32 protein-coding genes are annotated in these 26332 nt (G+C 69.9%); 16 read left to right on the top strand and 16 right to left on the bottom strand.

Features of this window, described 5'->3' with window-relative positions; translation table 11 throughout:
- The first annotated feature begins 62 nt into the window (after positions 1-62).
- A complete protein-coding gene (locus ACZ48X_RS05965; protein WP_336350025.1) occupies positions 63-1928 on the top strand; it encodes an outer membrane protein assembly factor BamB family protein in 1866 nt (621 codons plus the stop codon).
- A gap of 27 nt (positions 1929-1955) precedes the next feature.
- On the opposite strand, the gene ACZ48X_RS05960 is transcribed toward ACZ48X_RS05965, so the two are convergent.
- From ACZ48X_RS05960 to ACZ48X_RS05950, 3 genes are all read right to left on the bottom strand, one after another.
- A complete protein-coding gene (locus ACZ48X_RS05960) occupies positions 1956-2507 on the bottom strand; it encodes a PaaI family thioesterase (protein ID WP_336350026.1) in 552 nt (183 codons plus the stop codon).
- 83 nt (positions 2508-2590) lie between these two features.
- The gene (locus tag ACZ48X_RS05955; protein ID WP_336350027.1) at positions 2591-3157 is read right to left on the bottom strand and encodes a GNAT family N-acetyltransferase; all 567 of its coding nucleotides are present in this window, start codon (positions 3155-3157) and stop codon (positions 2591-2593) included.
- 78 nt (positions 3158-3235) lie between these two features.
- Complete coding sequence (locus ACZ48X_RS05950; RefSeq protein ID WP_336350028.1) at positions 3236-4372, bottom strand: M24 family metallopeptidase; 1137 nt, start codon at positions 4370-4372, stop codon at positions 3236-3238.
- 124 nt (positions 4373-4496) lie between these two features.
- On the opposite strand from ACZ48X_RS05950, the gene ACZ48X_RS05945 reads away from it, so the two are divergent.
- From ACZ48X_RS05945 to moaC, 3 genes are all read left to right on the top strand, one after another.
- Positions 4497-4775: an acylphosphatase gene (locus ACZ48X_RS05945; protein ID WP_336350029.1), complete on the top strand. Its 279-nt coding sequence runs from the start codon at positions 4497-4499 to the stop codon at positions 4773-4775.
- Between the two features lie 89 nt (positions 4776-4864).
- On the top strand, positions 4865-6310 hold the full coding sequence (locus ACZ48X_RS05940) for an NAD(P)H-hydrate dehydratase (protein ID WP_336350030.1): 1446 nt from the start codon (positions 4865-4867) through the stop codon (positions 6308-6310).
- Positions 6303-6827 carry a cyclic pyranopterin monophosphate synthase MoaC gene (gene moaC / locus ACZ48X_RS05935; RefSeq protein WP_336350031.1) on the top strand — a complete coding sequence of 175 codons (525 nt, stop codon included), beginning with the start codon at positions 6303-6305 and terminating at the stop codon, positions 6825-6827. Before ACZ48X_RS05940 ends, moaC begins: the two co-directional genes overlap by 8 nt.
- A 92-nt stretch (positions 6828-6919) precedes the next feature.
- Here moaC and ACZ48X_RS05930 read toward each other — a convergent pair whose 3' ends face one another.
- A complete protein-coding gene (locus tag ACZ48X_RS05930) occupies positions 6920-7090 on the bottom strand; it encodes a hypothetical protein (RefSeq protein ID WP_336350032.1) in 171 nt (56 codons plus the stop codon).
- 394 nt (positions 7091-7484) lie between these two features.
- On the opposite strand from ACZ48X_RS05930, the gene ACZ48X_RS05925 reads away from it, so the two are divergent.
- The 4 genes from ACZ48X_RS05925 (at position 7485) to ACZ48X_RS05910 (ending at position 9934) form a co-directional block, all read left to right on the top strand.
- A complete protein-coding gene (locus tag ACZ48X_RS05925) occupies positions 7485-7847 on the top strand; it encodes a DUF555 domain-containing protein (RefSeq protein WP_227131387.1) in 363 nt (120 codons plus the stop codon).
- Between the two features lie 118 nt (positions 7848-7965).
- Positions 7966-8517, top strand: a complete 552-nt coding sequence (locus ACZ48X_RS05920; RefSeq protein ID WP_336350033.1) for a CBS domain-containing protein — start codon at positions 7966-7968, stop codon at positions 8515-8517.
- Between the two features lie 103 nt (positions 8518-8620).
- Positions 8621-8830, top strand: coding sequence for a hypothetical protein (locus ACZ48X_RS05915; RefSeq protein WP_336350034.1), 210 nt, complete (start codon positions 8621-8623; stop codon positions 8828-8830).
- 441 nt (positions 8831-9271) lie between these two features.
- Positions 9272-9934 (top strand): helix-turn-helix domain-containing protein, encoded by a 663-nt coding sequence (locus tag ACZ48X_RS05910; protein ID WP_336350035.1) that lies wholly within the window; start codon positions 9272-9274, stop codon positions 9932-9934.
- Positions 9935-9994: 60 nt separating this feature from the next.
- Here the strand turns inward: ACZ48X_RS05910 and purM are convergent, their stop codons facing one another.
- On the bottom strand, positions 9995-11014 hold the full coding sequence (gene purM, locus ACZ48X_RS05905) for a phosphoribosylformylglycinamidine cyclo-ligase (protein ID WP_336350036.1): 1020 nt from the start codon (positions 11012-11014) through the stop codon (positions 9995-9997).
- Between the two features lie 141 nt (positions 11015-11155).
- Here purM and ACZ48X_RS05900 point away from each other — a divergent pair, with 141 nt between their 5' ends.
- The 3 genes from ACZ48X_RS05900 (at position 11156) to ACZ48X_RS05890 (ending at position 13280) form a co-directional block, all read left to right on the top strand.
- Positions 11156-12616 (top strand): molybdopterin-dependent oxidoreductase, encoded by a 1461-nt coding sequence (locus ACZ48X_RS05900; protein WP_336350037.1) that lies wholly within the window; start codon positions 11156-11158, stop codon positions 12614-12616.
- A 90-nt stretch (positions 12617-12706) separates the two neighbouring features.
- Positions 12707-12982, top strand: coding sequence for a winged helix-turn-helix domain-containing protein (locus ACZ48X_RS05895; protein WP_227131381.1), 276 nt, complete (start codon positions 12707-12709; stop codon positions 12980-12982).
- Position 12983: 1 nt separating this feature from the next.
- Positions 12984-13280, top strand: a complete 297-nt coding sequence (locus ACZ48X_RS05890) for a DUF8036 family membrane protein (RefSeq protein WP_336350038.1) — start codon at positions 12984-12986, stop codon at positions 13278-13280.
- A 61-nt stretch (positions 13281-13341) separates the two neighbouring features.
- On the opposite strand, the gene ACZ48X_RS05885 is transcribed toward ACZ48X_RS05890, so the two are convergent.
- The 3 genes from ACZ48X_RS05885 to ACZ48X_RS05875 form a co-directional block, all read right to left on the bottom strand.
- A complete protein-coding gene (locus ACZ48X_RS05885; RefSeq protein ID WP_336350039.1) occupies positions 13342-13983 on the bottom strand; it encodes a hypothetical protein in 642 nt (213 codons plus the stop codon).
- Positions 13984-14412: 429 nt separating this feature from the next.
- Complete coding sequence (locus tag ACZ48X_RS05880) at positions 14413-15027, bottom strand: metalloprotease (protein ID WP_336350040.1); 615 nt, start codon at positions 15025-15027, stop codon at positions 14413-14415.
- Complete coding sequence (locus ACZ48X_RS05875; protein WP_336350041.1) at positions 15024-16730, bottom strand: TraB/GumN family protein; 1707 nt, start codon at positions 16728-16730, stop codon at positions 15024-15026. The genes ACZ48X_RS05880 and ACZ48X_RS05875 overlap by 4 nt, the downstream gene beginning before the upstream one ends.
- Before the next feature lie 180 nt (positions 16731-16910).
- Between ACZ48X_RS05875 and ACZ48X_RS05870 the strand changes: the two genes are divergently transcribed.
- Positions 16911-17600 carry an MBL fold metallo-hydrolase gene (locus ACZ48X_RS05870; RefSeq protein ID WP_336350042.1) on the top strand — a complete coding sequence of 230 codons (690 nt, stop codon included), beginning with the start codon at positions 16911-16913 and terminating at the stop codon, positions 17598-17600.
- Between the two features lie 87 nt (positions 17601-17687).
- Here ACZ48X_RS05870 and ACZ48X_RS05865 read toward each other — a convergent pair whose 3' ends face one another.
- Positions 17688-17954: an elongation factor 1-beta gene (locus ACZ48X_RS05865; protein WP_336350043.1), complete on the bottom strand. Its 267-nt coding sequence runs from the start codon at positions 17952-17954 to the stop codon at positions 17688-17690.
- A gap of 2 nt (positions 17955-17956) precedes the next feature.
- Positions 17957-18136 carry an HVO_2753 family zinc finger protein gene (locus tag ACZ48X_RS05860; RefSeq protein ID WP_336350044.1) on the bottom strand — a complete coding sequence of 60 codons (180 nt, stop codon included), beginning with the start codon at positions 18134-18136 and terminating at the stop codon, positions 17957-17959.
- A 274-nt stretch (positions 18137-18410) separates the two neighbouring features.
- On the opposite strand from ACZ48X_RS05860, the gene ACZ48X_RS05855 reads away from it, so the two are divergent.
- Positions 18411-18869, top strand: a complete 459-nt coding sequence (locus ACZ48X_RS05855; protein ID WP_336350045.1) for a hypothetical protein — start codon at positions 18411-18413, stop codon at positions 18867-18869.
- An 82-nt stretch (positions 18870-18951) separates the two neighbouring features.
- Here the strand turns inward: ACZ48X_RS05855 and ACZ48X_RS05850 are convergent, their stop codons facing one another.
- The 4 genes from ACZ48X_RS05850 to ACZ48X_RS05835 all read right to left on the bottom strand — a co-directional run bounded on the left by ACZ48X_RS05850 (position 18952) and on the right by ACZ48X_RS05835 (position 22343).
- A complete protein-coding gene (locus ACZ48X_RS05850; protein WP_336350046.1) occupies positions 18952-20175 on the bottom strand; it encodes a tripartite tricarboxylate transporter permease in 1224 nt (407 codons plus the stop codon).
- A 120-nt stretch (positions 20176-20295) separates the two neighbouring features.
- Positions 20296-20646 (bottom strand): 50S ribosomal protein P1, encoded by a 351-nt coding sequence (gene rpl12p / locus ACZ48X_RS05845; protein ID WP_336350047.1) that lies wholly within the window; start codon positions 20644-20646, stop codon positions 20296-20298.
- 6 nt (positions 20647-20652) lie between these two features.
- A complete protein-coding gene (locus ACZ48X_RS05840) occupies positions 20653-21705 on the bottom strand; it encodes a 50S ribosomal protein L10 (protein WP_336350048.1) in 1053 nt (350 codons plus the stop codon).
- Positions 21702-22343: a 50S ribosomal protein L1 gene (locus ACZ48X_RS05835; RefSeq protein WP_336350049.1), complete on the bottom strand. Its 642-nt coding sequence runs from the start codon at positions 22341-22343 to the stop codon at positions 21702-21704. Before ACZ48X_RS05835 ends, ACZ48X_RS05840 begins: the two co-directional genes overlap by 4 nt.
- Before the next feature lie 236 nt (positions 22344-22579).
- Here ACZ48X_RS05835 and ACZ48X_RS05830 point away from each other — a divergent pair, with 236 nt between their 5' ends.
- Complete coding sequence (locus ACZ48X_RS05830) at positions 22580-24205, top strand: sensor histidine kinase (RefSeq protein WP_336350050.1); 1626 nt, start codon at positions 22580-22582, stop codon at positions 24203-24205.
- 76 nt (positions 24206-24281) lie between these two features.
- Here ACZ48X_RS05830 and ACZ48X_RS05825 read toward each other — a convergent pair whose 3' ends face one another.
- Positions 24282-24767 (bottom strand): 50S ribosomal protein L11, encoded by a 486-nt coding sequence (locus tag ACZ48X_RS05825; protein ID WP_336350051.1) that lies wholly within the window; start codon positions 24765-24767, stop codon positions 24282-24284.
- Positions 24768-24934: 167 nt separating this feature from the next.
- Here ACZ48X_RS05825 and ACZ48X_RS05820 point away from each other — a divergent pair, with 167 nt between their 5' ends.
- Together ACZ48X_RS05820 and ACZ48X_RS05815 are read left to right on the top strand one after the other, a co-directional pair.
- Positions 24935-25327, top strand: coding sequence for an OsmC family protein (locus tag ACZ48X_RS05820; protein ID WP_336350052.1), 393 nt, complete (start codon positions 24935-24937; stop codon positions 25325-25327).
- A 96-nt stretch (positions 25328-25423) separates the two neighbouring features.
- Positions 25424-25966 (top strand): DUF5799 family protein, encoded by a 543-nt coding sequence (locus ACZ48X_RS05815; RefSeq protein WP_336350053.1) that lies wholly within the window; start codon positions 25424-25426, stop codon positions 25964-25966.
- 19 nt (positions 25967-25985) lie between these two features.
- On the opposite strand, the gene ACZ48X_RS05810 is transcribed toward ACZ48X_RS05815, so the two are convergent.
- Entirely contained in the window at positions 25986-26300 is a 315-nt protein-coding gene (locus tag ACZ48X_RS05810; RefSeq protein WP_336350054.1) for a DUF5789 family protein, read from the bottom strand.
- Positions 26301-26332: the final 32 nt, after the last annotated feature.

Genomic DNA, 26332 nt, shown 5'->3' with positions numbered 1-26332 from the left:
TGCTCGCTGCGCGCGTCCCTCCGAACGAGCTGATCGCCGTGTCCCCGCCGTCTCCCAACCACATGTCCAGTCCCCGAATCGTTCGCCGAGCCCTCGCGGTCGCGCTCGTCGCGGTCGTCGTCGCAACGGTCGCGACCGCCGGGGTCGCGTCCGTCCTCGCGGGATCGACGGCGGGCGCGGCGACGACGGCCGAGCCGTCGGCGAACGACTGGTCGCACCCGCATCACGACGCGCGGTACTCGGGGTTCAACCCGCACGCGACCGGGCCGACGACCGAGGTCGGCCCGACGTGGGTGACCCGGGTCGGGAGCGTCGAGACGGCGGTGTCGCCGACGGTCGCGGACGGAACGGTGTACGTCGGGAACCGCGACGGGCGCGTGGTCGCGATGGACGCGGAGACCGGGCGCGTGGACTGGCGCGCGAACGTCGAGGGCGTGGTGACGACCGCTGCTGCCGTCGGTCCCGAGCGCGCGTTCGTCGTCGCGCAGACGGTCGCCGAGGGAGACGGGACCGAACCGGACTCGTTCGCGGTCGTCGCGGTCGACCGCGAGACGGGCGAGGTCGACTGGCGGTACCCGCTCGCGGTCGACGGGAAGCCGTACGTGCACGCGGAGGACGCGCTGACGTACGCCGACGGTCGCGTGTTCGTCGCGGCGTTCGCGGGCGGTCGGGACGTCGAGAGTGCGAGCGTCGCGTTCGCGGTCGACGCCGCCTCGGGCGAGGAGGTCTGGCGGCACGTCGCCGAGCGCCCCGGCGAGTACCACCTCGCCGCGCCCGTCGTCGCGGACGGCGTCGTCTACCTGCTCGACGGCGGGTACGGCGCGAACCGGAGCACGTACGTCACCGGCGTCGACGCCGCGCGCGGCGACGAGGTCTTCGAGGTGGCGCTCGACGTCCAGGGCCAGTCGTTGCTGTACGCGAACGGCACCGCGTACGTCGTCGGTGACGCGCTCGCGACAGTGGACGTCGCGGCGAACGGGACGCCGGTCGTGGGGCGCGTCGACGGCGTGAACGCGACGCCGTTCGAGCGCGTCGCGATAGCGAACGGGACGCTGTACGCCGCGGTCGGGAGCGTCGGGTCCCCGAGTGCGGTCGCCGCGTACGACCTCGCGACCGGCGCGGAACGGTGGCGCGCGCCAGCGGACTACGTCGACACCGCACCGGCGGTGACGCGCACGATGGTCGTCGTCGGGACGCTCGGCGAGGGTGTCGTCGCGTTCGACCGCGACACCGGCGAGCGCCTGTGGTCCCAGAACCCCCACGAGCACTTCGGCGTCGACCGCCCGGTCGCGGTCGTGAACGACACGGTCTACCTGTACGCGCCGTGGCACGTGTACGCGCTCGGCGACGAGGGGACCGCGGTCGCTGGCGGGTTCCTGGGCGCGCTCGGCGACCTCCTCCAGGAGAACGCGGCGCTCGGGTTGCTCGTCGGGACGCTCGCGACGGCGGCGCTCGTCGGCGTCGGCTACGGGCTGGTCGTCGTCGCCGCCGGCCGGTTCGGGCTGTCGCGGTCGCCGCCGACGTTCCTCGCGGCGCGACTCTTCCGGACCGCGCCCGCGGACGTCTCGCGCGGCAAGCGGGTCGCGGCGGGCTTGGTTGCGAGCGTCGCCGTGGCGTTCGCGTACGGCGTCCTCGGCAGCGCGGCGACCCTGCTCGCGCCGCTCCTCTCGAGCGTCGGGCTCCCGGGCGGTCTCCTGTTCGTGCTCGGGCCCGTGACCGGCGTGGTCGCGGGCGTGTTCGTCGTCGGCGGTGCGTGGTGGCTGCTCGTCAATCGCGTCCTCCCGGCGGACGAGTCGCTGCTCGACGCCCCGCTCGCGACCGTCCGCAGGGAGTGGGCGCTCGTGCACGTCGGGTACCTGCTCGCGCTCGCGGTCGTCTACCCGTTCGTGCAGTTCATCGTCCTCCTGCTCGTGTTCCGACCGATCTGAGAAACGGAGGGTTCGGCTGCGCGAGCGCTACTCGCGCCCGAAGTGCGTCCAGTCGCTCGCGGCGTCGATGGCGGGTGGGTCGCGCATCTCGACGGCGGTCGCTTCGGCCTCGACCGTCGGGTCGCCGCCTTCGGGGCCGGCTTCGCAGACGACGGTGGTCTTCGGGCCGACGTCGCCGTCGACCCACGCGCGGAGGTGGATGGGTTCGTCCATCGGCGTCGGCGCGAGGTACCGCGTCGTCAGCTCGCCGGTGACGTACATGTGCAGCGGGTCGTCGTCGAGGAGTCGGCGGCCCTCGTCGAGGTAGCGGGCGGTCAAAGCGGTCCAGATGCTGTGGCAGTCGACGAGGCTCGCGAGCAGGCCGCCGTACGCGAAGTCGGGGTAGCCCGCGGCGTGCGTGGGCTCGGGGTCGAACGTCGCGACGAGCGCGTCGCCGTCGTCGGCGAGGTAGCTCTCGAGCTGGTGGCCGTCGGGATTAGCCTGCCCGCAGCCGTAGCACGTGTTGTGCGGCCACGCGGCCTGCACGGGCTCGTCAGCGGGCCAGACGTCGGGGACCGTCTCCGCCTGCGCGTCGTTCATTCCACGCGGCGGTACGCTCGAACTCGTCTTGACGCTTGGGAAGCGCCGTCGCAATCGTCGAGGTTTCAGCCGTCGGTGCCGACTCAGAGGTACTTCAGGTAGACGCGTTCGTCGTAGCCGTCGCCGCCGATGGTGGTGGTGTCGGTGGCGACGTGTTCGAACCCGAGGCGTTCGTAGAACGCGGTCCCGGGGTCGTTGCGGGCGAGCACCATGGCTTCGGCGCGCTCGCAGCCGCGGTCGCGGAACGCGTCGAGGGCGGCGTCGACGAGCCCGCGGCCGAGGCCGTCGCCGCGGGCGTCGGGGTGAACGTACGCGCGCAGGAGCGTCCCGCAGTCGCCGTCGACGACGGCGTGCACGAACCCGACGACGGAGGCGTCGGCGTCGTCTGGAGCGCCATCGTCGTCGGCCGCGCCGTCGCCGTCGTCGGGAGCGCCGTCGCGGCGGTCTGCGACGAGGACGAGCGCGTCGCCGCGGCGGACGTCGGCGGCGAGCTGGTCGGCGCCGTACCACGATTCGACGGTGTCGGTTATCGCTTCGCGGTTCACGACGGTGGGGTAGTCGGCCTCCCACGTCGTTCGGGCGACGTCGCGGATGGCGTCGACGTCGTCCGCGGTCGCTTCCCGGTAGGTGACGCTCGCGATGCTTGCCATACGATACCATACGTCGGCGTCCGTCCAAAGCGTTGCGGACGCTGCGGCGAGGGCGCCGTCCGGCGCGGCGACCGCGAGCTACTCGGCGCGCCAGCCGCGGTCGCTGTGGTTCAGTCGCTCGCAGCCGTCCTCGGTGACGACGACGAGGTCCTCGATGCGGACGCCGAACTCGCCGTCGAGGTAGACGCCGGGTTCTATCGAGCACACCATGCCCGGTTCGAGCGTGCGGTCGTTGCCGTCCACGACGTACGGCGGTTCGTGCACGTCGAGGCCGACGCCGTGGCCGGTGCGATGCACGAACGCGTCGCCGTAGCCCGCGTCGGCGATGACCTCGCGAGCCGCGGCGTCGACCGCCTGTGCTTCCACACCTGGTTCGACCGCGTCCACGCCTGCCTGCTGGGCCTCGCGGACGACGTCGTGGACGCGCTCGAACTCCTCCGGAGGGTCGCCAGCGAACACCATCGTCCGCGTCTGGTCGCCCGGGTAGTCGTCGACGAACCCACCGAAGTCGAGCACCACGGGGTCGCCGCGCTCGACGACGCGGTCGCCGTGCGTGTGATGGGGCATCGCGCCGTTCGGCCCGCTCCCGACGATGACCGGGAACGCCAGCCCGCTCGCGCCGCGCTCGCGGAGCTCGCGCTCTATCTCGCCCGCGAGCTCGGCCTCGGTCATCCCGACGACGTCCTCGCCGCGCGCCCGCACCCACTCGCTCACGGCGTCCGCGACCCGGCCGGCCTCGCGGAGCGCCGCCAGTTCCGCGTCGTCCTTCCGGACTCGAACGGATTCGAGCGCCTCGCTCGCCAACTCCCACGACGCGCCCGGGACTACCTCGCGGAGGTCCTGCGTGAACGTCGCCCACATCGAATCGTCGACGAGCACGCGCGGCTTCCCGTCGACGCCCCACAGGACGTCGTCGAGGACGTCCTCGACGACCGCAATCTGGTCGTCGCTGTCGGCGTACCCGCGGACGTCCTCGACCCAGGACTCGCTCGCGACCTGGGTCTCGTAGAGGGCCGGTACCACGAACACGGGGTCGCCGTCGCGCGGGACGAACAGGAACAGGTGGCGTTCGGCGGGCTCCTCGTCGAACCCCGCGACGTAGTGCAGGTTCGAACTCGGGAAGAGAACGGCGAGGTCGGCGTCCGCGTCGCCGAGTGCGCGCTGCACGCGCTCGGCCCGGTCGCGGAAGGTCGTCTCGTCGACGTGCTCGGTCATACCCGAGTCCTCGACCGCACGGGGCTTCAGGGTTCCCCACCGCGATCCGTCCCGACACCTCTCGACGCGCGAGGGGGTCCGTGGTCCCCCACGGTTCAAGAGGCCCGCGGTCGGATACTCGAGTATGACCGACCGAACGCGAGCGCACGTCTTCGTCTCGGGGCGCGTCCAGGGCGTGTTCTTCCGGGACACCACCCGACAGACCGCGCAGACGGAGGGCGTCGACGGCTGGGTGCGGAACCTCGACGACGGCCGCGTTGAGGCGGTGTTCGAGGGTCCCGAGGACGCCGTCGAGGCGATGCTCTCGTTCTGCCACGATGGCTCCCCCGCGGCGCGCGTCGACGACGTCGACGTCGAGTACGGCGACCCCGAGGGCGTCGACGGATTCCGCGTGCGCCGCTAGACCCGCCCTCGCTCGTTCCCTCGCCCCCGTGCCGTTCTCGTGACCCTGTCGACGCCTCCTTTTTCACGTCGGCGAGCGAACCTCCGACCATGATTTCGAGCGACAGGATGGCGGTGGTCGACGCGAACGCGGCGGCGCTCGGCGTCCCCCGGAAGCAACTCATGGAGAGTTCGGGGAACGCCGTCGCGCGCGCCGTCCGCGAGCACGTCGACGCGGACGCCGGCGACCGCGTGGTGGTCGTCGCGGGCCGCGGGAACAACGGCGGTGACGCGTTCGTCGCCGCGCGATTCCTGGACGAGTACGACGTCACGACCGTCCTCCTCGGCGGCCCGGACGACATCGGGACGGACATCGCTCGCGAGAACTGGGACGCGCTCCAGGCCGGCGAGTACGACACGCGGACGGTCGGGGACTCCACCGGGTTCTCGCTCCCCGAGTGCGACGTCGTCGTGGACGCGATGCTCGGCACGGGCGTCACGGGCGCGCTCCGCGAACCCGAGGCGACCGCCGCTCGCACGATCAACGACGCGGACGCGACCGTCGTCGCCGTGGACGTCCCCAGTGGCGTGAACGCGGACACCGGCGAGGCCGAAGGAGTCGCAGTCAGTCCGGACCACGTCGTGACGTTCCACGACCAGAAACCCGGGCTCGTCGACGTCGACGCCGCGGTGACGGTCGCGGACATCGGCATCCCCGATGCTGCGGAGACGTTCGTCGAACGCGGCGACCTCCAGGCTATCTCGCGACCGACCGACGCGCACAAGGGCGACTTCGGACGCGTGCTCGTCGTCGGCGGCGGCCCGTACACGGGCGCGCCGGCGCTCAGCGGCCAGGCTGCGATGCGCGCCGGCGCGGACCTCGCGTTCGTCGCCACGCCCGCCCGCGTCGCGGACGTCGTCCAGGGGTACGAGGAGGGTCTCATCGTCCGCGAGCTCGCGGGCGACCTCGTGCTCGAACGGCACGTCGACCAGCTCCTCGACGAGGCGCTCGACGCGGACTGCGTCGTCCTCGGCCCCGGCCTCGGCGCGTCCGAGGGGACGCTCGACGCGGTCCGCGCGTTCCTCGAATCCTACGACGGCAGGGCGGTCGTGGACGCGGACGCGCTCCGCGTCGTCCCGGACGTGGACACGGACGCTGAACTCCTCTGTACGCCCCACCAGGGCGAGTTCGCACGGATGGGTGGTGAGCCTGCCGACGACTGGCGCGAGCGCGCCGAGCACGTCGAATCGCTCGCCGCGGACCTCGACGTGACGCTGCTCGTGAAGGGCGCGCACGACGTCGTGAGCGACGGCGATACGACGCGCGTGAACCGAACGGGGAACCCCGGGATGACCGTCGGCGGCACCGGCGACGTCCTCGCGGGCGTCTGCGGCGCGCTGTTCGCCACCCACGACGCCGTCACCGCCGGCGCAGTCGGCGCGTACGTCAACGGCGCCGCCGGCGACGCCGTCGTCGACGACCAGGGGTACGGACTGCTCGCGAGCGACCTGCTCGACGAGGTCCCGCGAGCGATGTGGGGGAGCGAGGATGCCTGAGGGCGACGACGTCGCTGACGACAGCGGCTCGGACGGCTCGCGGGACGACCTGACGCACGTGGAGGACGGCGCGGCGAGCATGGTCGACGTCGGCGACAAGCCCGAGTCGGCGCGGCGCGCGGTCGCCCGCGGCCGACTCGCACTTTCACCAGCGTCGGTCGCCGCCATCCGCGCGGACGACGTCGAGAAGGGCGACGTCCTCGCGACGGCGCGCATCGGTGCCATCCAGGCGGTCAAGCACACGTGGGAGACCATCCCGCTCTGTCACCAGATACCCATCACGAACGTCGACACCGAGTTCGCGCTCGACGACGACGCCCTATCGCTCACCGTCGCCGTCGAGACCACCGGGCAGACCGGCTGCGAGATGGAGGCGCTCGAAGGGGTGACGACCGGGCTGAACGTCGTCTTCGACATGGTGAAAGCCGTCGAGAAGGACGGCGACGGCGGGTATCCGACCGCCGCCATCGAGGACGTCCGCGTCGTCGAGAAGACCAAGCGGTCACTCGAGGACTGACCGGCGAGCGGACGACGCGTCACAGCGCAGCGGCTCCGTCGCGTCGAGTGTTCGGAGAAGCGATCGCCAGTTCGGTGGTGCTGCCGGCGCGTTCAGGGAGCGGTGTGCTCGTAGGCGCGCTCCGTGGCGTCGACGAGACGGTCGACGGGGAGCGTGAACCCGAACCGACGGGTGATGAGTGCCAGCGGGAGGAGCGCGATGCCCATCGCGATGGTGACCTGGTACAGCGCGAACAGCGTGGCAGCGAGTGCCCGTTCTATCATCGGACTTCACCCGGACGCTACGCGACTGCCTATATAAGCTTGTCGGGCGGATTGCGGGGAGGGGTGACTGGGTCTCTCTCGCAGACCCCGGCGCCGTCTGCGGGTTCAAGCGGAGTTGTCTCCGAGACGACCTGAGTGGTGCTCGGGGCGTCTCCACGGGTCTCCAACCTCGCGCCAACCACGGTCGTTCACCCCTCGTCGCCGTGGCATCGCCATAACTTACGCAATGACGAGCGCTCTGGTCGGTGGGCGTGACGCGACCGACGACCTCGCGCGTCGAGGGAGTGATCCGAATGTCCACGGCTGCGCCGACGGGAGGCCGTGGCACGCCACGCCGGCCCGTGGGGGCGGACGAACCGCAAACCTAGCCTTGCTCGAACCCACACGGGTTGGTATGAGCAATTACCTCGTTGCGATGGAAGCCGCGTGGTTGGTTCGTGACGTCGACAACGTCGAGGACGCCATCGGGGTTGCGGTCAGCGAAGCCGGGAAGCGACTGAACGACTCGGGGAAGGAGTACGTCGAAGTGAACGTCGGCGGCACGCAGTGTCCGGCGTGCGCCGAGGTCTTCGACAGCGCGTTCGTCGCCGCGGACACCGCGCTCGTCGGCCTCCTGCTGGAGATGGACGTGTTCAACGCGGACAGCGAGGAGCACGCGAAGCGCATCGCGAAGAGCGAGGTCGGCGGCGCGCTGCGGGACGTCCCGCTCTCGGTCGTGGAGACGGTCCTCACCGAGGAGGACGAGGACGACGAGTAATCGGGCGCGTGGCGTTCCGGTCGAGGCCGCGGTCTCGTCGGTCGCGAGGTGTTCGGGCGCGGTCGGAGTCGCTCGCGACCGACAACACTTTTATTACTTCGGGTAATCCCGTTCGGGTATGGAACTGCCGACGGAGGAGGAGTTGCGGGAGCGCCGGGAGGCGCTCGACCTCACGCAGAGCGAGCTCGCGGACGCCGCCGACGTCTCCCAGCCGCTCGTCGCACGCATCGAGGGCGGCGACGTCGACCCGCGGCTCTCGACGCTCCGCCGCATCGTCGAAGCGCTGAACGAGGCCGAAGGCGAGATACGGCGAGCGCGCGACATCATGCACGTCGACGTCGTCACCGTACGGATGGACGACAGCGTCGCCGGCGCGATCGACATCATGGGCGAGGCCGGGTTCAGTCAGCTCCCGGTCGTCGACGAGACGGGAACGCCGGTCGGTATCATCTCGAACAGCGACATCCGCGAGCACCGCGAGGACCGTGACGTCGAATCCCTTCCGGTCGCGGACGTCATGAACGAGGGGTTCGCGACGGTGGCGCCCGAGGCGACCGTGGACGAGGTCGACAACTACCTCGACCACCAGGACGCCGTCATCGTGAAGGACGGCGGGCAGCTCGTCGGCATCGTCACCGAGGCCGACATCGCCACGCACCTCTCGGTCTGAGCGGCCCGCCCGGCGCTTTCGACCACTCGTCGCGTCGCGCGACCGGGAGTCCATCCAGGGCGAGAACGCACACCCTAAGTATCACCGTCGGTAATCGTCGTTCATGGTCTCCGAATCGACGAGCAGGCGAGCCGCCGGTATCGTCGTCATCGTCGGCGCGTTCGTCCTGCTGTACGCGCTCGCGGCACGGAACGACCTCACGCCCGCGTTCGTCGCCTCCACGCTCCCCCTGTTCGGACTCGGCGCGGCACTGGTCGTCGGCGGCGGCCTCGTCCGACGGTACGTCCACCACCTCCACGGCCCGACGGAGTGAGCGACGGTCGCGACCGCCGACGCACGGTGACCGGCGCCATCGCATCGCGGACGTCGGCACTGCGAGGCGGTCGTCGCCGAGAAGTCACCGTCGAGCCGCAGTGACGGGCGACGTCGGGGCAGGACGTCGCCGCGTTCGCATCACCCGGTCGGGCGTCCCCGCGTTCGCATCACCCGGTCGGGCGTCGCCGCGCTCGCGTCGGTGCTGGACCCGTTGCGGGCACGACGACGCGGTGCCTCGCCCTCCCTTCGGGTGCGTCGGCGGACCTCGCTCGTAGCCGGTGCGGGCGCACGGCACCGATTCCCCCCTTCCCGGGTTCCGCGTCCTGCACCGAGACCACGGTCGACGTCCGCCGACGGTCGTATCGCAGTTCGGGACACGGGAAGTCGCCGTGCTTGTTCGATACACGTGTTTATACCCGCAGTCCGCGTTCAGGTAGCTATGGCAGTCATCGTGGAACTCACTATCGACGCGGACGCGTTCGACCTCGGACGCGTCACGAGCGTCCTCGATGGCGTGCACATCGAACTGGAGCGCGTCGTCCCGACCGGCCGCGACATCATGCCGTACTTCTGGGCGGAAGCCCCCGACTTCGAGGCGTTCGAGCACGCGGTCAGACGGAACGAACTCGTGGAGTCACTGGAGGCGCTCAGTCACGTCCACGACCGCGTGCTCTATCACGTCATCTGGCACGATACGGTCACGAACCTCACGCGCATCCTCGAGAGCTCCGGCGCCACCATCCTCCAGGCACACGGGAACGAACGATGGGTGTTCAACCTCCGGTTCCGCGACCACGTCGGCCTCCGGGACTTCCACAACAGCTGTCAAGAGGAAGGTCTCGAGTTCCACGTCGACCGCATCTACACCCTCGAGGAGGACCCCGAGGGCGCGTTCGAACTCGGGCTCACCGACGAGCAACACGACGCGCTCGTCAGCGCCGTCGAACACGGGTACTTCGAGGTGCCTCGCGGCGGGAAGCTCTCGGACGTCGCCGCCGACCTCGGCATCAGCCAGCAAGCCGCGAGCGAACGCGTTCGACGCGGCGCGAACCGCGTCCTGAAGAAGGTCCTGAACGAGCACGGCGGCGAGAACAAGCGATAGCGCGCGTTCGCACGCGTCGACCTCGACGCGACCGTCCTTCGTCGCGACGACCTCGACGCCCTAGAGTTCCATCCCGCGCACGGCGACCGCGTCTCCCTCGGCGACCTCGCCGATGACGCGCCCGTCCTCGGTCGCATCCGCGAGCGCCTCCCCGCTGCCTTCCGGGACCGCCGCGACGAACCCGGTCCCCATGTTGAACGTCTCGTACATCTCGCGGGGCGCGACGTTCCCGAGCTCCTGCACGACCGCGAACACGTCCTGCGCGGGGAACGGGTCCGTTATCTCGTAGCGATGGTCGCCCATCCGAGAGAGGTTCCGCCACCCACCGCCCGTGACGTGCGCCGCCGCCCGGACGTCGTGCTCGCGCATCGGCGCGAGGAGGTCCGTGTAGATGCGCGTCGGCTCGAGGAGTACCTCGCCGACGGTCTTCTCGGGGTCGGCGGGGAACGGGTCGTCGTACTCGTACTCCGAGCGAACGGCCTTCCGAGCGAGCGTCAACCCGTTCGAGTGGATGCCCGAGGACGGCCACGCGACGAGTTCGTCGCCGACCGCGGCCTCGCCGTCGAACACGTCGTCCTTGTCCGCGAGCCCCGCAGCGGTCCCCGCGAGGTCGAGCCCGGAGACGACCTCGGGCATCACCGCGGTCTCGCCACCGAGCAGCGAGACGTCCGCGCGCTCTGCGGCCACGCGGAGGCCTTCGCCGACCTGCTCGGCGAACCCCTCGTCGGGCTCGTCGACCGCGAGGTAGTCCACGAACGCGACCGGCTGGACGCCCGCGGCGACGAGGTCGTTCACGTTCATCGCCATGCAGTCGATACCGACCGTCGAGTAATCGCCGAGCGCCTCCGCGACGAGGAGCTTCGTGCCGACGCCGTCGGTCGCGAGCGACAGGAACTGGTCGCCGATGTCGAGGAGTCCGGCGTACTCGGTCTCGACGACGTTCCCGACCGCGTCGAGGAGCGCAGCGGTCGCGTCCTCGCTCTTCTCGACGTCGACGCCCGCGTCCGCGTACGTCATCCCCTCGCCGTCCTCGCTCGATTCGGTCGCGTCCGCGTCCTCGCCGGCCGCGTCTTCGGTCATGCGTGAACGCCCGCCCGGCCAGCACATAGGTCCGTCGGAATCCCGGACAGTCCGCGACCGAGTGCGGGCGGAATCTCGAACGGATTCTAGAGAGAACCCGGAAAACCCTCTTGACCGGGAGATGCCTTCCGTTCAGTCAGCATGACTCGCTCGTTCTCTCGCGACGACGCGCTCGTCGCCGTCGCCGCCGGCGTGCTCGCGGTCGCCGGGAACGTCGCTGCCGTCGGGTTCGCGACGAACCGGCTCGTGCTCGGTCGCGTCGACGCCGCTGTGGTGAACGCGACGCCGCCGGCGCTCGTCACGTTCAGCATCGAGACACTCGGGAGCACCGGCCACCTCCTGCATCTCGCGCTCGCGGTCGCGCTCACCGTCGGCGCGTTCGCCGCGGTCGCACTCGGCGGCCTCGCCGTCGCCCGACGCGCCGAGACGAAAGTCGCGGCCGTCACCGCGACCGGCGGCACCGTCGCCCTGCTCGCGTACGCCGTGACCGCGACGCCGCTCGCCGCCATCGGCTCCGGCGTCGGCGCGAGCGTCCCCGTCGCCATCGCCGCACTCCGGTCATCTGGGTCGACCGTCGACCTCGACCGTCGCCGCAGCATCGAACTCGTCGCGAGCGTCTCCGCGCTCGCCGCACTCGGATCCGCGGTCGGTGTCCTTCGTACGCCCGAATCCGCCGCGGACGTCGGCGGCAGCGAACCACGGGAGATGCTGGACGCCGCCGCGACCGCTTCGTTCGACGTCGACGGCCTCGGCGGCCTCGTCTCCACGCGCCGCGCGCACTACGAGGTCGACATCAACGCCATCGACCCGTCGCGCAAGGCCGCCACGCACACGGTCTCGATCACGGGCGCGGTCGACGCCGAACGCGAGTTCACGATGGCGCAACTCCGCGCGCTCCCCACCGAGAACCGGTACAACACGCTCCGGTGCGTCGGCGACGACCTGAACGGCGAGAAGATAGACACCGCCGTCTGGACGGGCACCCCCACCGACGCGCTCCTCGACCAGGTCGAACCCCAGGGCGACTGCGAGTGCGTGATGCTGCGTGCCGCCGACGGCTACCACGTCCAGTTCCCACTGGCGGCGCTCCGCGGCGGCCTGCTCGCGTACGGCATGAACGGGAAGGAACTCCCGAAAGGCCACGGGTTCCCGGTGCGCGCGCTCGTTCCCGGCCACTGGGGGGAGACGAACGCGAAGTGGCTCACCGAGATCGAGTTCCTCGACGAGGCCGTCGACGGCTACTGGGAGAAGAAAGGCTGGCAGGGCACCGGTCCCGTGGAGACGGTCGCGAAACTTCACGCGGTGGAACGTCACGGCGACGGCCGCGTCACCGTCGCCGGGCCCGCGTACGCCGGCACCCGAGGTATCGACCGCGTCGAGGTATCGACCGACGACGGCGAGACGTGGACGGACGCCGACCTCACCGAGCCACTCCCGGGCGACGACGTCTGGCGCCAGTGGAAGGCGACGCTCGACCTCGACGGCCCGACCGAGGTCGTCGTCCGCGCGACCGACGGGACCGGCCGCCTCCAGCCCCGCGAAGAGTCCCGGTCGTACCCGAGCGGGCCCACGGGGTGGGTCAGTCGAGAGGTCAGGCCGTGACCGCGCGCCGACGCCGGCGTCGACGGTGCGCGCGACCGCGGAATGCGACGGTGATTTAACCGATGTGTTCGATACCGGAAACAGACAGGAATGGAGAAGGCGCTCTGGTACCTCCTGGTCGGAACGCGAGGCGGCCAGAGCCGCGTACGGATCATTCGCGCCATCGAGGACCGACCGCGGAACGCGAACCAGCTGTCGGAGGTCGTCGACCTCGACTACAACACCGTCCGCTACCACCTCGACACCCTGCTGGAGCACGACGTCGTCGAGAAGGGCGGCGAGGACTACGGCGCGATGTACTTCCTCACCGACCGGTTCGAGCATCACCGCGAGGAATTCGAGCGGATCACGGAGGAGATGGACTAATATGGCAATGAGTACCCTGCTGGTCGTCGCGAGTGCGTTCTCCGCGCTGAACGCCGTACTGCTAGCCACCCTCACCGCAGTGTGGGTGCGTAACTACCGGACGTTCAGGACCCCGATGACGGCGGGGCTCGTCGCGTTCTCGCTCGTCATGCTCCTCGAGAACGTCACCGCGCTCTACTTCTTCTTCTCGACGAACATGCTGTACAGCGGCGACCCGGTCGTCCACCAGGCCGTCGCCGCACTCCGAGGCCTCCAGTTCGTCGCCCTCGTCTTCCTGACGTGGGTCACGCTGAAGTGACCGCCGCGTCACGTCGTCGCGCACCCGAGGTCGCCCCGTCGACGTCGAACGCTGGCGCACCTCAGTCGTCGTTCGAGCCCCGCCGTCCCCATGCCGCGAGGGACGCGCGGAACGCCTGCTTCCAGACGAGCGAACCGCCGACCGCGACCGCGAGGACCCCGAGCGCCGTCAACGCCACCGCGTCCCAGTTCGTCACGGCGAGCGCGCACGAGAGCGTCTCGCGAGCGCAGCCTGCGGCGAACAGCTCGCGGACGAACGCCCCGAGGTAGAGGAGGGTCGCGCCCACGGCCAGCGCGGCGGCCCCGGCGAGCGCCCGACCCACGAGCACCGGCCAGGCTGGCGAGTCATCCGGGCCGTCGCGGTCGCGCTCCCGGCGGCGCGCGCGCTGGGAGGTCGCGGCGGCTGCGAGGAGAGCGAGCGCCGCGGGGACGATGAACACCCCTGCCGACCAGCGGCCGACGACCACGACGGCAGCGACGGCGAGCGCGCCGAACCACGCGACCGTCGGCCGGGTCGTCCAGGCGCCGACGGCCGCGACGACGACGAGCGAGACGATTCCGAGCACCGTCGCCGCGAAGAACGCGTCCGCGAGCGGGCCGACCCCGAGCGAGACGCCCGCGGCGACGGCCGCCGCGAGGACGGCGAGCGCGCTCGCGACGCGAGCACCAGTCGCCGCCGACGCACCGACTCCCGTGCGGACCACACGAACGCCTTCGACCGTCCACGTCATTACGACACTGGCTTTCCACGACGACAGTCGCCGTCGTTCCCGTCGTCCGAGCGTCGGGCTGACCAGGCGAGTCCATCACTCCCTCCGTCCACTCCGTCGGCGTCTGCCGAAGTGACCGCGACGAGGCCATGTCATCACCCTGTCGAAACCGCCGAAGGACGCCGATGGCCGTCGCTCTGGAGTGTAGAGCGACGGGGTAGGCCGGCGAGCCGGCCCCGAGTGGCGAACCACGCGAGGTGAAAGGGGCTCCCCGTCCGTGCCGTCACCCGTTCTCTCTCCCGGGCACGGATAACCCCTCCGACTCCGCGAGGGCCGGCGTCGACCCCGTCGGGTCGACCCGCTCGTCGACGACTGAGAGGCGCGTCGAGAGCGTCCGAGACGCCCGCGTCGCGGGCGGCGCGTTCAGAACGCGATCGGGACGACGTCCGTGAACAGGACGAGCGCGGCGAGGCCGCCCATGACGGCGAACGCGACCGCGAACACGCCGAGGTTCCAGTCCTTCACCGTCTTCCCGTCGAGCGGCCCGAACGGAATCATGTTGAAGCCCGCGAGGAAGGCGTTTATCCAGACGCCGAGGCTCGCGACCGTCGACAGCAGGCCGTCGCCGGGTGCGACGACGAACAGCGCGAAGAACACGCCGGCGAGCACGAGGTTCGTGACGGGGCCGGCGATGGCGATGAGGCCGTTCTGCTTCGGCGTGATGTTCCCGCGATGGTAGACCGCGCCGGGTGCGGCGAACAGGAACCCGACCATCGCCGAGAGGATGGCGAGGCCGAGCATCTGGTAGTCCGCGCGGAACTCCGCTATCTGCCCGAAGTGCTGCGCGACGACCTTGTGCGCGAGCTCGTGCAGGAGGAAGGCGACGCCAGCGGTGAGCGCGCACATCCCGAAGAGCGTCGCGACGACCACGACCTCTCCGGAGAACAGCGCGTTCCGGAAGAGCAGGAGGACGAACGCGACGCTGAGCGCGATCCACGCGAGCCCGAGGTCGCGGAGCTCGGTACTGGAGGTCCTCACAGACCGACCACCCCGCGGACGATGTCGATGCCGTTCTCCGCGCCCTGCACGAGGAGGTCGAGGACGCCCTGGATGCCGCCGACCTCGGGCGCGAGCCACGGGAGGACGACGACCGGGAAGAGCACGCTCGCGACGAGACTCCCGATGTTCGCCGCCGCGACAACCATGATGAGGCGGAACAGCGGAACGGCGAACAGGTTCCGGACGACGTCCATGAGCGGGGACTCCTGGTCGTTCAGGATGTCGTTGAGCTTCCCGATGTCCGCGACGTTCACGGGCGTCTTCCGGAGTTCGACGTACCCCGCGAACCAGCCGGGGGCGAGCAGCGGGTTGAGGCTCGTCATCCACGCGACGGCGCCGGCGACGCTTGCACTCGACCAGTGCCCGCCGGCGAGCTTCGTGAGCACGAACGCGAACGTCCCGTTGAACAGGAACCAGGCCGCGAACAAACGGAGGAGGAACGCGTCCTCCGCGCCGCCGAGGACGAGGAGGCCGAAGAACGCGACGAACCCGAGCGTGATGAGGTACCCGAACAGTTTCGCCACCGAGAACCGCGACCCGGACTCGGTCCCGACGAGCTCGTCCATCGGCGGGAGGCGGTCGGGGTGCTCGAGGTACTCCTCGATGCCAGCGCGGTGGCCGGCGCCGACGACCGCGACGACGTCGTACCCCTTCTCGCGGAGCGCGACGAGGTTGTGCGCGATGTACGCGTCGCGCTCGTCGATGAGCGCGCTCGCACCGCCGGGGCTGAACTGGCGGAACTCCTCCATCATCACCGTGACGACGTCCGCGTCCGTCATCTGGTCGACGTCGAACTCCTCGACGTCCTCGCCGCTGCCGACGCCGAGCGCGTCGAAGAGCACGCCCAGGCCGACGCCGACGCCGATACCGCCGCCGATGCCGATGAAGCCGCCAGCGAGCAGGTTCCGGAGGGGGCCGGCGATTACGCCGCCGAGGTACGGGTCGAGGACGCCCGTGACCGCGACCGCGGCGCCGACGCCGAGGCCGACCGCGGCGGCAGCGACGAGGCTCGTCCACTCGTCGAGGTACCGGTCAGTGACGGTGAGTGAAGCGTACCCGACGACGCCAGCGGCGAGTCCTCCGGTGGCGACCGAGAGCAGGCCGGCGTCGGTGAGGACGCCCGCGAGCGGGAGCCCGAACCCGAGCAGGGGCGCGAGGAACACGCCGAGGACGAGGCCGACGGTCACGCCGACGAGTCGCGGGTCCGCGGCGCCGAACGCGAGCCCGCTCGCGGTCTGGAGCTTCTCGAAGAACGTCATCCGCTTCCAGAACCGCTGGATGGTCGTCTGGATGTCGCGGTCGACGAGCGCCACCCCGAGTCCGCGTTCCTCCGCGGACTCGACCGCGGCGAGCATGTCCGCGCCCGGCGTCACGTCGAACCGGTCGCCGAGGCGCGCCTGCACGTAGCTCAGCATCCAGTACGCGAGGAACTGGAAGACCGTATTGCCCGACAGGAGGTCCGTCGGATCCAAGTCGTCTGGCGTCTCCCCGCGGAGCTGCCGGTACCGGCCCTCGTCGAGCTCGACCGCGACGACGTCCGGATGTCGCTCGTCGATCGTCCGTTCGACCTCGTCGACGGACTCCTGGGAGACGTGCGCCGTCCCGAGGACGTGCACGCTCCCCTCGCCGTCCGCCGGGTCCGGTGCCGTCGGCCCCGGCGTCGGCGGTGCCACGTCAGTCATCACTCCACGCTACCGCGTGGCCTCATAAACACGTGTCGGACCGTGCCAGCGCCCCACGCACTCCCCGCTCGTGGTTCCGGGCTCGTTCACTCGCTCGACGTCGCAACTCCACGACCACCAGCCGCTGGTGGCGGCGCCGCGACCCGAACCGATACCACGCTGGTCGACGTACGCGAACGTATGACACTCCCCGATGGCGTCCACGACCTCGCCGTCCCCTACGAGCACGACGGCCACGCGCTCGAACTCCATCCCGTCGCCGTCGAGACCGCGAGCGGATTCGTCCTCGTCGACGTCGGGCTCCCCGGCGCCGTCCCGAAGGTCCGCGAGGCGCTCGACGCCGCCGGGTTCGCGCTCGCCGAGGTGTCGACCGTCGTCCTCACGCACCACGACGGCGACCACGCCGGGGCACTCGCCGCCCTCGAGGACGAGGTGGACGTGTTCGTCGTCGCGCACGCCGACGAGGCGCCGTACGTCGACGGCCGCGAGTTCCCCGTGAAAGCAGACCCCGAGGGCGACCGGTACCCGCCCGCGACAGTCGACCTCGAACTCGTCGGCGACGAGACCCTGAACACGACCGCCGGCCCGATGCGCGTCGTGAACACGCCCGGCCACAGCCCGGGGCACGTCTCGCTGTACCTCCCCGACCACCGACTTCTCCTCGCCGGCGACGCACTCGTCGCGGACCACGGCGACGACCGCCTCCACGGCCCGAAACCACAGTACACGCCCGACATGGAACGCGCCCACGAGTCCGTCGGCGCGCTCGCCGACCTCGACGTCGACCGCACGCTGTGCTATCACGGCGGCCTCGTGGAGGACGGCACCGACCGCATCGCCGAACTCGCAGCGCAACCGCTCGAGGACTGACGACGAAGTCACGGAATCGACGAGTTCACTATCTCGACGAGGCTGTCGCTACGCGACGCGAGAACGGGTGAAGAAGCTGGGAGCCGCTTAGATGCGGCCGACGGATTCGACGCTGACGGATTCGACGCCCTCGACGTCGATGAAGCCCTCCTCGACGGCTTCCGTCCCACCTGCGTCGTCGGGGACGATGACCGTCGGGAGGAGTGCGACGAGACCGAACGCGACGTCGTCACGCTCGACGCCGTTGATCTTCGCGCCCTCGGGGAGCGAATCCTCGAGGCGGTCCTGGAGGTCGTCCAGGTCGATCTCGGGGCTCTGCGGCATGACCTTGATCTTCGCGGCGACCTTCCCCATCGTTATGGCCCCTCGAAGCCGCAGTCGTCACACTCGTAGAGGTTACTCTGCTTCCGGCACTTCGCGCATCGGAAGATGACGTCCCCACAGTCGGGGCACTTGAAGCGCGCGGCGTTCGTGCCTGCGATGTTGAGCCCGCAGGAGATGCACCGGCGCTGCTCCGTTGATTGCGACTCGCTCATACAACACCGTGTGAGGCGTTTGGGTATAACGGTTGTCTTTCGAATCGACTCCACGAGCATCCGGCGGCCGGCAGGCCGCCGGTTCCTGGGGTGGGTGAAATCGACTCCACGAGCGTCCGGCGGCCGGCAGGCCGCCGGTTCCTGCGAGGGTAGAATCGACTCCACGAGCGTCCGGCGGCTGCTGGGCTGAGGGTTGGGTGAGGGTGGGGGTGCGGTCGGTCTCTCGGGTCGGTGCTGGGGGAGTGATTTGTGATTGGGGCGCGTATGTTTGGGGATGGACGAGTGGCGTCGGTCGGTCCGGTCGTGGTTCGAACGGGTCGACGTTCGAGTCGTCGGGGTCCTCGAGCGGCACGGGCATCGGTTGCATCGACGTTCGCTGGGTGTGTTGTTCGTCTGGCTCGGGTTGCTGAAGCCGATGGGGCACGAGACGGCGACGTCGTTGCTCGCGCACACCGTCTACTGGGGGTCGCCGGAGACGATGGTGGTGGTGTTGGGGTGGTGGGAGGTCGCGATTGGAGTCGCGATGCTGTACCGGCCGCTGGTCCGGGTCGCACTGGCGTTGCTCCTGGTTCGGATACCCGGGACGCTGCTCGCGTTCGTGCTCCTGCCGGAGGTGACGTTCATCGCGTTCCCGCTGGTACCGACGCCGGAGGGACAGTACCTCCTGAAGGACGTCGTGTTGTTCTTCGCTGCGATGGCTATCGGCGGCACCATCCGGCACGGCCGGTCCTGAGCGGCTACGGGCGGTCGATGCGGGACTGGCACGTGCGAGAGCGTCGCGGCGCCGCCGGTTGCGTCTGTGCGTCGAGCGGGCGTCAGCCGAGCGCGATGGGGAGGGTGAGGACGCTCATGAGGTGGACGCGTTTCACGCCGAGGCGCACGGGGGCGAGGCCGACGACGGTGGCGACGGCGAACAGACAGCAGCCGACGACGCCCCCGAACGTCCACGCGGCGAGCGCGAGCGCGAGGAGTGCGAGCGCGACGACGGTCCGCTGGTCGGCGGCGCCGACGACGGCGAGGTAGCGGTCGCCGACGGTGACGACGACGAGCGCGCCCGCGACGCCGGCGACGACGACCGCGGCGACGAGCACGGGGAGGACGAGCGGCGCCCCGATGTCGTCGAACGCGACGAGGACGCCGGTCCGCGGCGTTCCGAACGCGACGAGCGCGAACACGGCGAATATCGAGTTCGCGGTGTTGACGCCGGAGACCGTGGCGAGGTACCCGCGGTCGCCGGCGTCCCCGGGGACGACCGCGAGCGCGAGGACGGCGGCGACGCCACTGGAGACGCCGGGGAGGTAACCGACGGCGCCACCGCCGGCGGTGCCGGCGAGCGCCGCGCCAGCGAGCGCGACCGGCGACCCCCTGACGGCGGCGTCGCCCTGCGGTGGCACGCCGTCGCCCTCCAGCGCGTCGAGGAGAACTGGCGCGCCGAACAACCCGCCGAAGATCGCGGCGAGCGCGCTCTCGCCGAGCGGCCCCGACACGTCGACGTCGAGCGCGAGCGCACCGAACCCGCCAGCGAGCGCCGCAACCACGACCGCCGCACCGCGATGCCGCCACGACCGCTCCGTCGCCGCGAGCGCGAGCGTCGCCACCACGAGCACCACGGCGAGGTGCGCGTTCAGGACCGGGACGAGCACGCGCATCGCTTCCGTCACCGGCCACGCCGCGACGAGCGCGAACGCACACGCGCCGAGACTCCCGAGCGCCGACACCCGCAGCGCCTCCCGCCCCCGGCCCTCCAGGACGAGTCGATGCCCCGGCAACGCCGTCGCCGCCATCGCCGCATCCGGCACCCCGAGCGATATCGCCGGCACCACGTCCACGAACGAATGCGTCACGCCCGCACCCAGTACCGCCACCCCGACCGCGAGCGAACTCCCTGGCATCGACGGCGCCACGCCAGCCAGCATGAGCGCGAACGCGTTCGCGTGCACGCCCGGCGTCAACCCCGACACGCACCCGAGGCTCACACCCAGCACGAGCCCCACGGCGACGTCCACGCCCACCATCACCGACCCTGGCCGCCCACTCACGGAAGAACCCACGCACAGCTACCTGGCTCACGTCACCTCTTGCAGGCCGTTCACAGGACGGAGCTACCGCTACCCGGTCGGCACGTCAAAGAAAGGTCGAAATCGAAATCGAGCGCGCGTTCAGCCGAAGAGGTCGCCGAGGCCCTCGCCGCTGGCCTCCTCGTCCTCGTCGTCGTCGCTCGTGTCCGGGACGTCCGACGTCTCCTCGACGTCCTCGTCCTCGTCGTCGCCGCCCTCGTCGGCGGACTCGTCGCCACCGGCTGCGCCGCCCGCTGCGGCACCGCCCGCGGGGACCGCGGCCGCCTCGGCGACGGCCTCGTCGATGTCGACGTCCTCGAGCGCTGCGACGAGCGCCTTGACGCGGGATTCCTCCACGTCGACGCCGGCGGCCTCGAGCACGCCCGTGATGTTGTCTTCGTTGATCTCTTCGCCCGTCTCGTTCAGGATGAGTGCTGCGTAAACGTACTCCATTGTGAATTATCCGAACATGTTGCCGAGCGCGTCGCCACCGGCCTCCTCGTCGTCGTCATCGTCGTCGTCGGAGTCCTCGGCGTCCGCCTCGGTATCGTCTTCTTCAGTAGTCGATTCGTCCTCGGCCTCGTCAGCAGCGTCCTCGGCGGCCGCCGCAGGCGCTTCCACGTCCTGCAGGCCCTCCGGGAGCGCCTCGGGGTCGTCGACCTGCGCCGCGAGCGCACGCACCTGTGCGTCCGCCTTCGCGACGAGGTCGTCCGCGAGGTCCGGGCTCTCGATAGCTGCCTGCAGGCCGACGGACTTCGCTTCGCCCGTCGCCTTCGCGAGCAGCGTCGACGCCGTCTGCGCGGTCGGATAGACCGCGTTGACGGAGAGGTTCCGGGCACCCGCGGCAGCCGCGGCGACGTCGTCGCGGTACGCGTCGACGTCGATGTCCAGGTCCTCGGGGTCGAACATGACGCCCTCGGAGAACACGGCGCGGAGGTCGAGCCCGACTTCCTTGGGCTCGATGCCGAGTTCGCTCAGGACGTTCGCGAGGTCGTCGGAGACCTCCTCGCCGGTCGAGAGGACAGTCGAATCCTCCGTGACCTTGATGGAGCCCTCCATGATGCGCGCCTGCGCACCGACCTGCTGGAGTTCGCCGACGAACGGCCCGGGGTCGACACCAGTGTCGCCCTCGGGGATGACGATGTCGTTCGGCGCGACCTCGCCCGCGTTGATCGGGGCAGGGGTCTTCGACGCTTCGAGCGTCTTGTAGAGCGTGAACGGGTTGTCGTTCGTCCCGATGAGACCGACCTGACCGGCGATGTGCTCGGTCAGGTCCTCGACGCCCTCGTCGACCTCTTCGAGCGCGCGCACCAGCAGCGTGTTGCGGCTGACGCGCAGTTCCGTGCTCGGCCAGAGGTCAGCGCGCATCGCCTGGAGCTGTCGGCTCGGGATGCCCGCGATGTTGACGACACCGATCGAGTCGTAGGACTCGATGGTCTCGACGAGGTCAGCGACCTCCTCGCGCTTCCATTCGGGAAGGTTCTCGGTCTTGCGCTCCGCTTCGGCGCTCATGCGGGCACCTCCACGCTCGGCCCCATCGTCGTCTTCACGAAGATGGAGTCGATGTTGAGCGGGCCCTTCTCGAGGTTCGCCTCGAGCCGACGGATGATGACGTCGATGTTGTCACCGATGTCCTCGTCCGTCATGTCCTCGGCGCCGACGCGCGTGTGGAACGTGCGGCGGTCGCCGGAACGGAGCTGGACCGTGTTCTTCATGCGGTTGACGACTTCGACGACGTCGTCGTCGGGGCTGAGCGGGGTCGGCATCTTCCCGCGCGGCCCGAGGATGGTCCCGAGGTACCGACCGACGTCCTGCATCTTCGCCTCTTCGGCGATGAAGAAGTCGGTCTCCCCCGCGAGGTCCTTCGCGGCGTCGTCGTCGTCTCCGAGGTCGGCCAGGTCGTCGCCGTCGAGTACTTCGTCGGCGACGTCTTCGGCGCGGAGCCCCGTCTCGCCGTCTGCAATGACGACGATGCGGGTCTCTTGGCCTGTTCCGGCCGGCAATACCACTGACTCGTCGATACGCTTCGACGGGTCGTTGAGGTCGAGGTCGCGCAAGTTAATCGCGAGGTCCACCGTCTCCCGGAAGTTCCGGTCGGGTGCGTCCTCGAGTGCGCGAGAGACTGCATTCTCTATATCCTGGTCTGCCATCGTTCACCTCCGTAGTACGCGTAGTGCTCCTACGGGTCAGTGAAACAGGCGAAGCCTGTCTCGCTTGGAACGTGACCCAACGGACTCTTAAACCCGTCGAAGTGCTGGACCCACGGGAGAGCGACGCAGGGCCGTGCGTGGTCGACGAGCGGATGCAGGGGTGATTCGCCCGCGTGCGGACGAAGGGGTGAATCGCCCAGTGCGCTCATATGTGTGTCCCGCGTCGATTCGGTCAGATGCGACTGTCGACGACGCTCGTCGGCCTCTTGGTCGTGCTCTCGGTCGTCCTCGGGAGTACGGTCTACGCCGGGTTCGCGCTCCACACGGACGACATCGTGCAGAGCGAGCGTGCGAACGTGAACGAGACGGCGGCGACTGTCGCGCACAACCTCCACACGCAACTCGAGGCGAAAGAGCAGGTGGTTCGCGTCGGTGCGCGAGCGCACGGGCTCGCCGACCACGGGAGTGACCATCAGGAGGAGGCGTTGAGTGCGTTCCTGTCGACGTCGCGGTTCGACGGCGCGAGCGTCGTCGCGGCGAACGGGACGGTGATGGCGTTCTCCGCTGAGGGGACGAACGCGACGGAGCGCGAGCGCGTGCTCGGGACGGATCTGAGCGACCGCCGGTACGTCCGCGAGGCGCTCGACGGCAGAGTGTACGTGAGCGAGCCGTTCCGCGCGGACTCCGGGAACCTCGTGGTCGTCGTGAGCACGCCCATCCGCGACGGGACGGCGGTCGTCGGGACGCTGAACGCCGCCATCCACCTCGAGGACCCCGAGGAGGACCAGCACGGCGTGTTCTCGGACCTCAGTCACCTCGTCGACCCCGGGCAGACCGTAACCGTTCGGTCGGGCGCGCGGACGCTCTTCGAGGGCGAGGCGGTCGACGGACGGACGTTCCGTGCGACGGAACCGGTCGCGCAGACGGACTGGGTGGTCGTCGTCGAACAGGACCGGTCCTCAGTCACGACCCGGCTGCGGACGGTATCGATAGTGCAGGGCGTCGCGCTCCTGGTCGTGCTCTGTTCGGTCGGCGCGGTCGGGTACTGGACGTACCGGACGAACATCCAGCAGATAGCGGACCTCCGCGCTGGCCTGAGCGCGCTCGAGAACGGCGAGTACGACGTGGACGTGGCGCTGTCGGGGACCGAGGAGTGGGACGAGATCGGCGAGCGCTTCGACCGCGTCGGCACCCGTCTCGAGCAGCGCGAGAGTCAGCTCAGGGTCCTGAATCGCGTCCTCCGGCACAACGTCAGGAACGAGATGAACCTCGTGCTCGGGCACTCGCAGTCTCTCCGCGAGGACGACGCGGACGTGGAGACCCACGCCACCGCCATCGAGGCCGCCGTCCAGGACACGCTCGAGATAAGTGACAACGCGCGGATGATAGAGGGCCGCATCCGCGAGGCGACGGCCGGTCGGGCACCGGCACCGCTCTCGTCGGTGGTCGCGGAAGCAACCGCGGCCGCGGACGGGCCGTCCGCGGCGAACGTCACCATGGACGTCCCGGACGACGTCGTCGTCGCCGACGGGGACGCCGTCCGCACCGCGCTCGCGGAGATCGTCGAGAACGCGCGCATCCACAACGACCGACCGCCTGCGGACCGCGACGTCGCCATCACCGCACGCGACAGCGAGGACCGCGTCCGCCTCACCGTCAGCGACAACGGCCCCGGGCTCCCCGACATCGAACGCGACCTCCTCGCCGGCGGCCTCGACGCCTCACCCGTCGACCACGGCGAAGGCCTCGGCCTCTGGATCGCGCGCTGGCTCGTCGAACGTGCCGACGGCACCATCACGACGACGTGCGACGACGGGACCGTCGTCCACATCGACGTCCCGACGGTCTACGCGGAGAACTGAGACTGGATGCGGAGAGACTGGATGCACGTCGCAATCGCTGGTGGCGACGTCGAAACGAGTGAGAGAATGCCTGAAATCAGGCTTCGGCTTCGGGGAACGTGTCGTCGTACTCGCCCGCGTCGATGCGCTTCTTGAACTCGCGCGGGTTCTCGCCCTCGATCGTCACGCCCAGGGACGTGCACGTCCCGACGACTTCCTTCGCCGCTTGCTTGGAGTCGTACGCGAGCAGGTCGGTGAGCTTCTGTTCGGCGATCTGCTTGACCTGTTCGACGGTGAGGTCCGCGACGAACTCCTCGTGGGGCTCACCGCTGCCGGTGTCGAACCCGGCCTCGTCCTTGATGAGCTCCGCGGTCGGCGGAACGCCGACCTCGATGCTGAACGAGCCGTCGTCGTCGTACTCGACGGTCACGGGGACTTCCGTCCCGTCGAACGCTTCCGTCTGTTCGTTTATCTCACTGACGACAGCCTGCACGTCCACGGGTGTGGGACCGAGCTCGGGACCGAGCGGCGGGCCAGGGTTGGCCTGTCCACCCGGAACGAGCACTTCGATGGTTCCAGCCATACTCGATAGGAGCCTCGGGCGAGTTTTAACGCTTACCTTTCGCGGGCGACCTGTCGGCGTGGCTGCATCGGTCGGGTCGCGAGCGCGCCCGTTTCCGGCCCAGATGGGGCGTGATAGCGTTCCGCAACGGCAACGCTTACCCGGGTTCCGAGTGTAGCCGTGCGTGTATGTCCAAGCAAGTTCACGCCGTTTCCGAGGAAGGGTTCAGTACGACGACGAGCATCCGCGACTTCGAGCAGACGATCGACGCGACGGGCGAGGACGCGCCGGACACGCTCGAGACACTCCTCAGCACGTACGCGGCGTGTTTCGTCCCGGCGTTCCGCGTCGCCGCGGAGCAGCGCCAGGCGGGCGACCTCGGGCGCGTCGAGGTCGACGTGACCGGCGACCTGAACGACGACGACAAGCTCGCGGCCATCAGTTTCGACGTGGCCGTCGAGGGCGACGTCGGCGACAAGGCCGAGGCGGTCGTCGAGCGCGCGGAGGAACTCTGCAAGGTCCACGACGCCCTGAAGGCAGACCTCCACGCCGACATCTCGTTCACCGGCGACGCGTTCTGAGGTCGAGGTCGGCGCGCGCACTCGCGGCCGAACGACGCTTTTCTTTCGACGGATTGCAGCGGAACCCTGATAGGACGCGTGGGCGTATTCGTGGGTATGACCGAAGAGTGGACGAACCGCGTCGTCGGCGAGCGGATGGCCGTCGACCAGGAGTTCAACGACCGCGTCACGGGGTCGGAGTTCTCGAACCAGGAGTGGAGTCTCATCATGAGCGCGACCAAGTACACCATCGACGACCCCGAGAACCCCGATGGGGCGAGCATCGTCGTGGACCGCGACGCGACGAACCTCGAAGCGATCATGCCCGAGTTGGAGAACATCCAGGAGCAGATGGGCGCGCTCGGTGGCGCCGGCGGCGGGAAGTCCGACGTCGGCGGGAACAAGGGTAGCCTGTTCGATGGCGTGAAGAGCGCGCTCGGCCTCGGCGGTGGCGGGTCGAGCGACGAGGACTACGCCGCCCGTGCCGAGACCGCGCGCGAACTCGCCGGCGAGTACGGCCGCGAACTCCAGAACCACCTCGAAGCGAAGGGTCGCTGGGAGGAGGTGTGCGCGATAGCGGCGGCGGAGGACGCGAGCGGTGGCACGGCCGCGGAGTCGGCGAGTGACGACGGCGACGAGCGTCTCGACGACGCGCCCTGAGTCGCCGAACGCGTCGCCGTCAGATGGAGACCTCGTCGTTGCGCGACGGGTTGGCGGCGCGGTCGTCGTAGTGCTTGCGGCCGATGTGGTCGTCGTCGAGGTTCGCGAGCACGGTCTCGTGGAGCGCGGTGGCGGTCTCGTACGCTTCTTCGTCGGTTCGTTCGAGGACGGTCGCGACGACGACGGGGTCACCGTTGGGTGGGTCGATCTCGACGTCTCCGACGGTGTCGAGGACGTCGCTGTGAGTGGCGGGGAAGGAGAGTTCGGTCTCGAACCGGTCGTGGACGTGGTTCGGGCTGTCCGACTCGACTTGGTCGCTTGCGTGGTCCGTCATCCCGTCTGGACCGTGGCGTTCGTCACGGGAAT

This window comes from Halorubellus litoreus (genome assembly GCF_055378595.1).
Note: the sequence above shows the minus strand (reverse complement) of the source record. Positions and strands in the feature narration are given on the sequence as shown.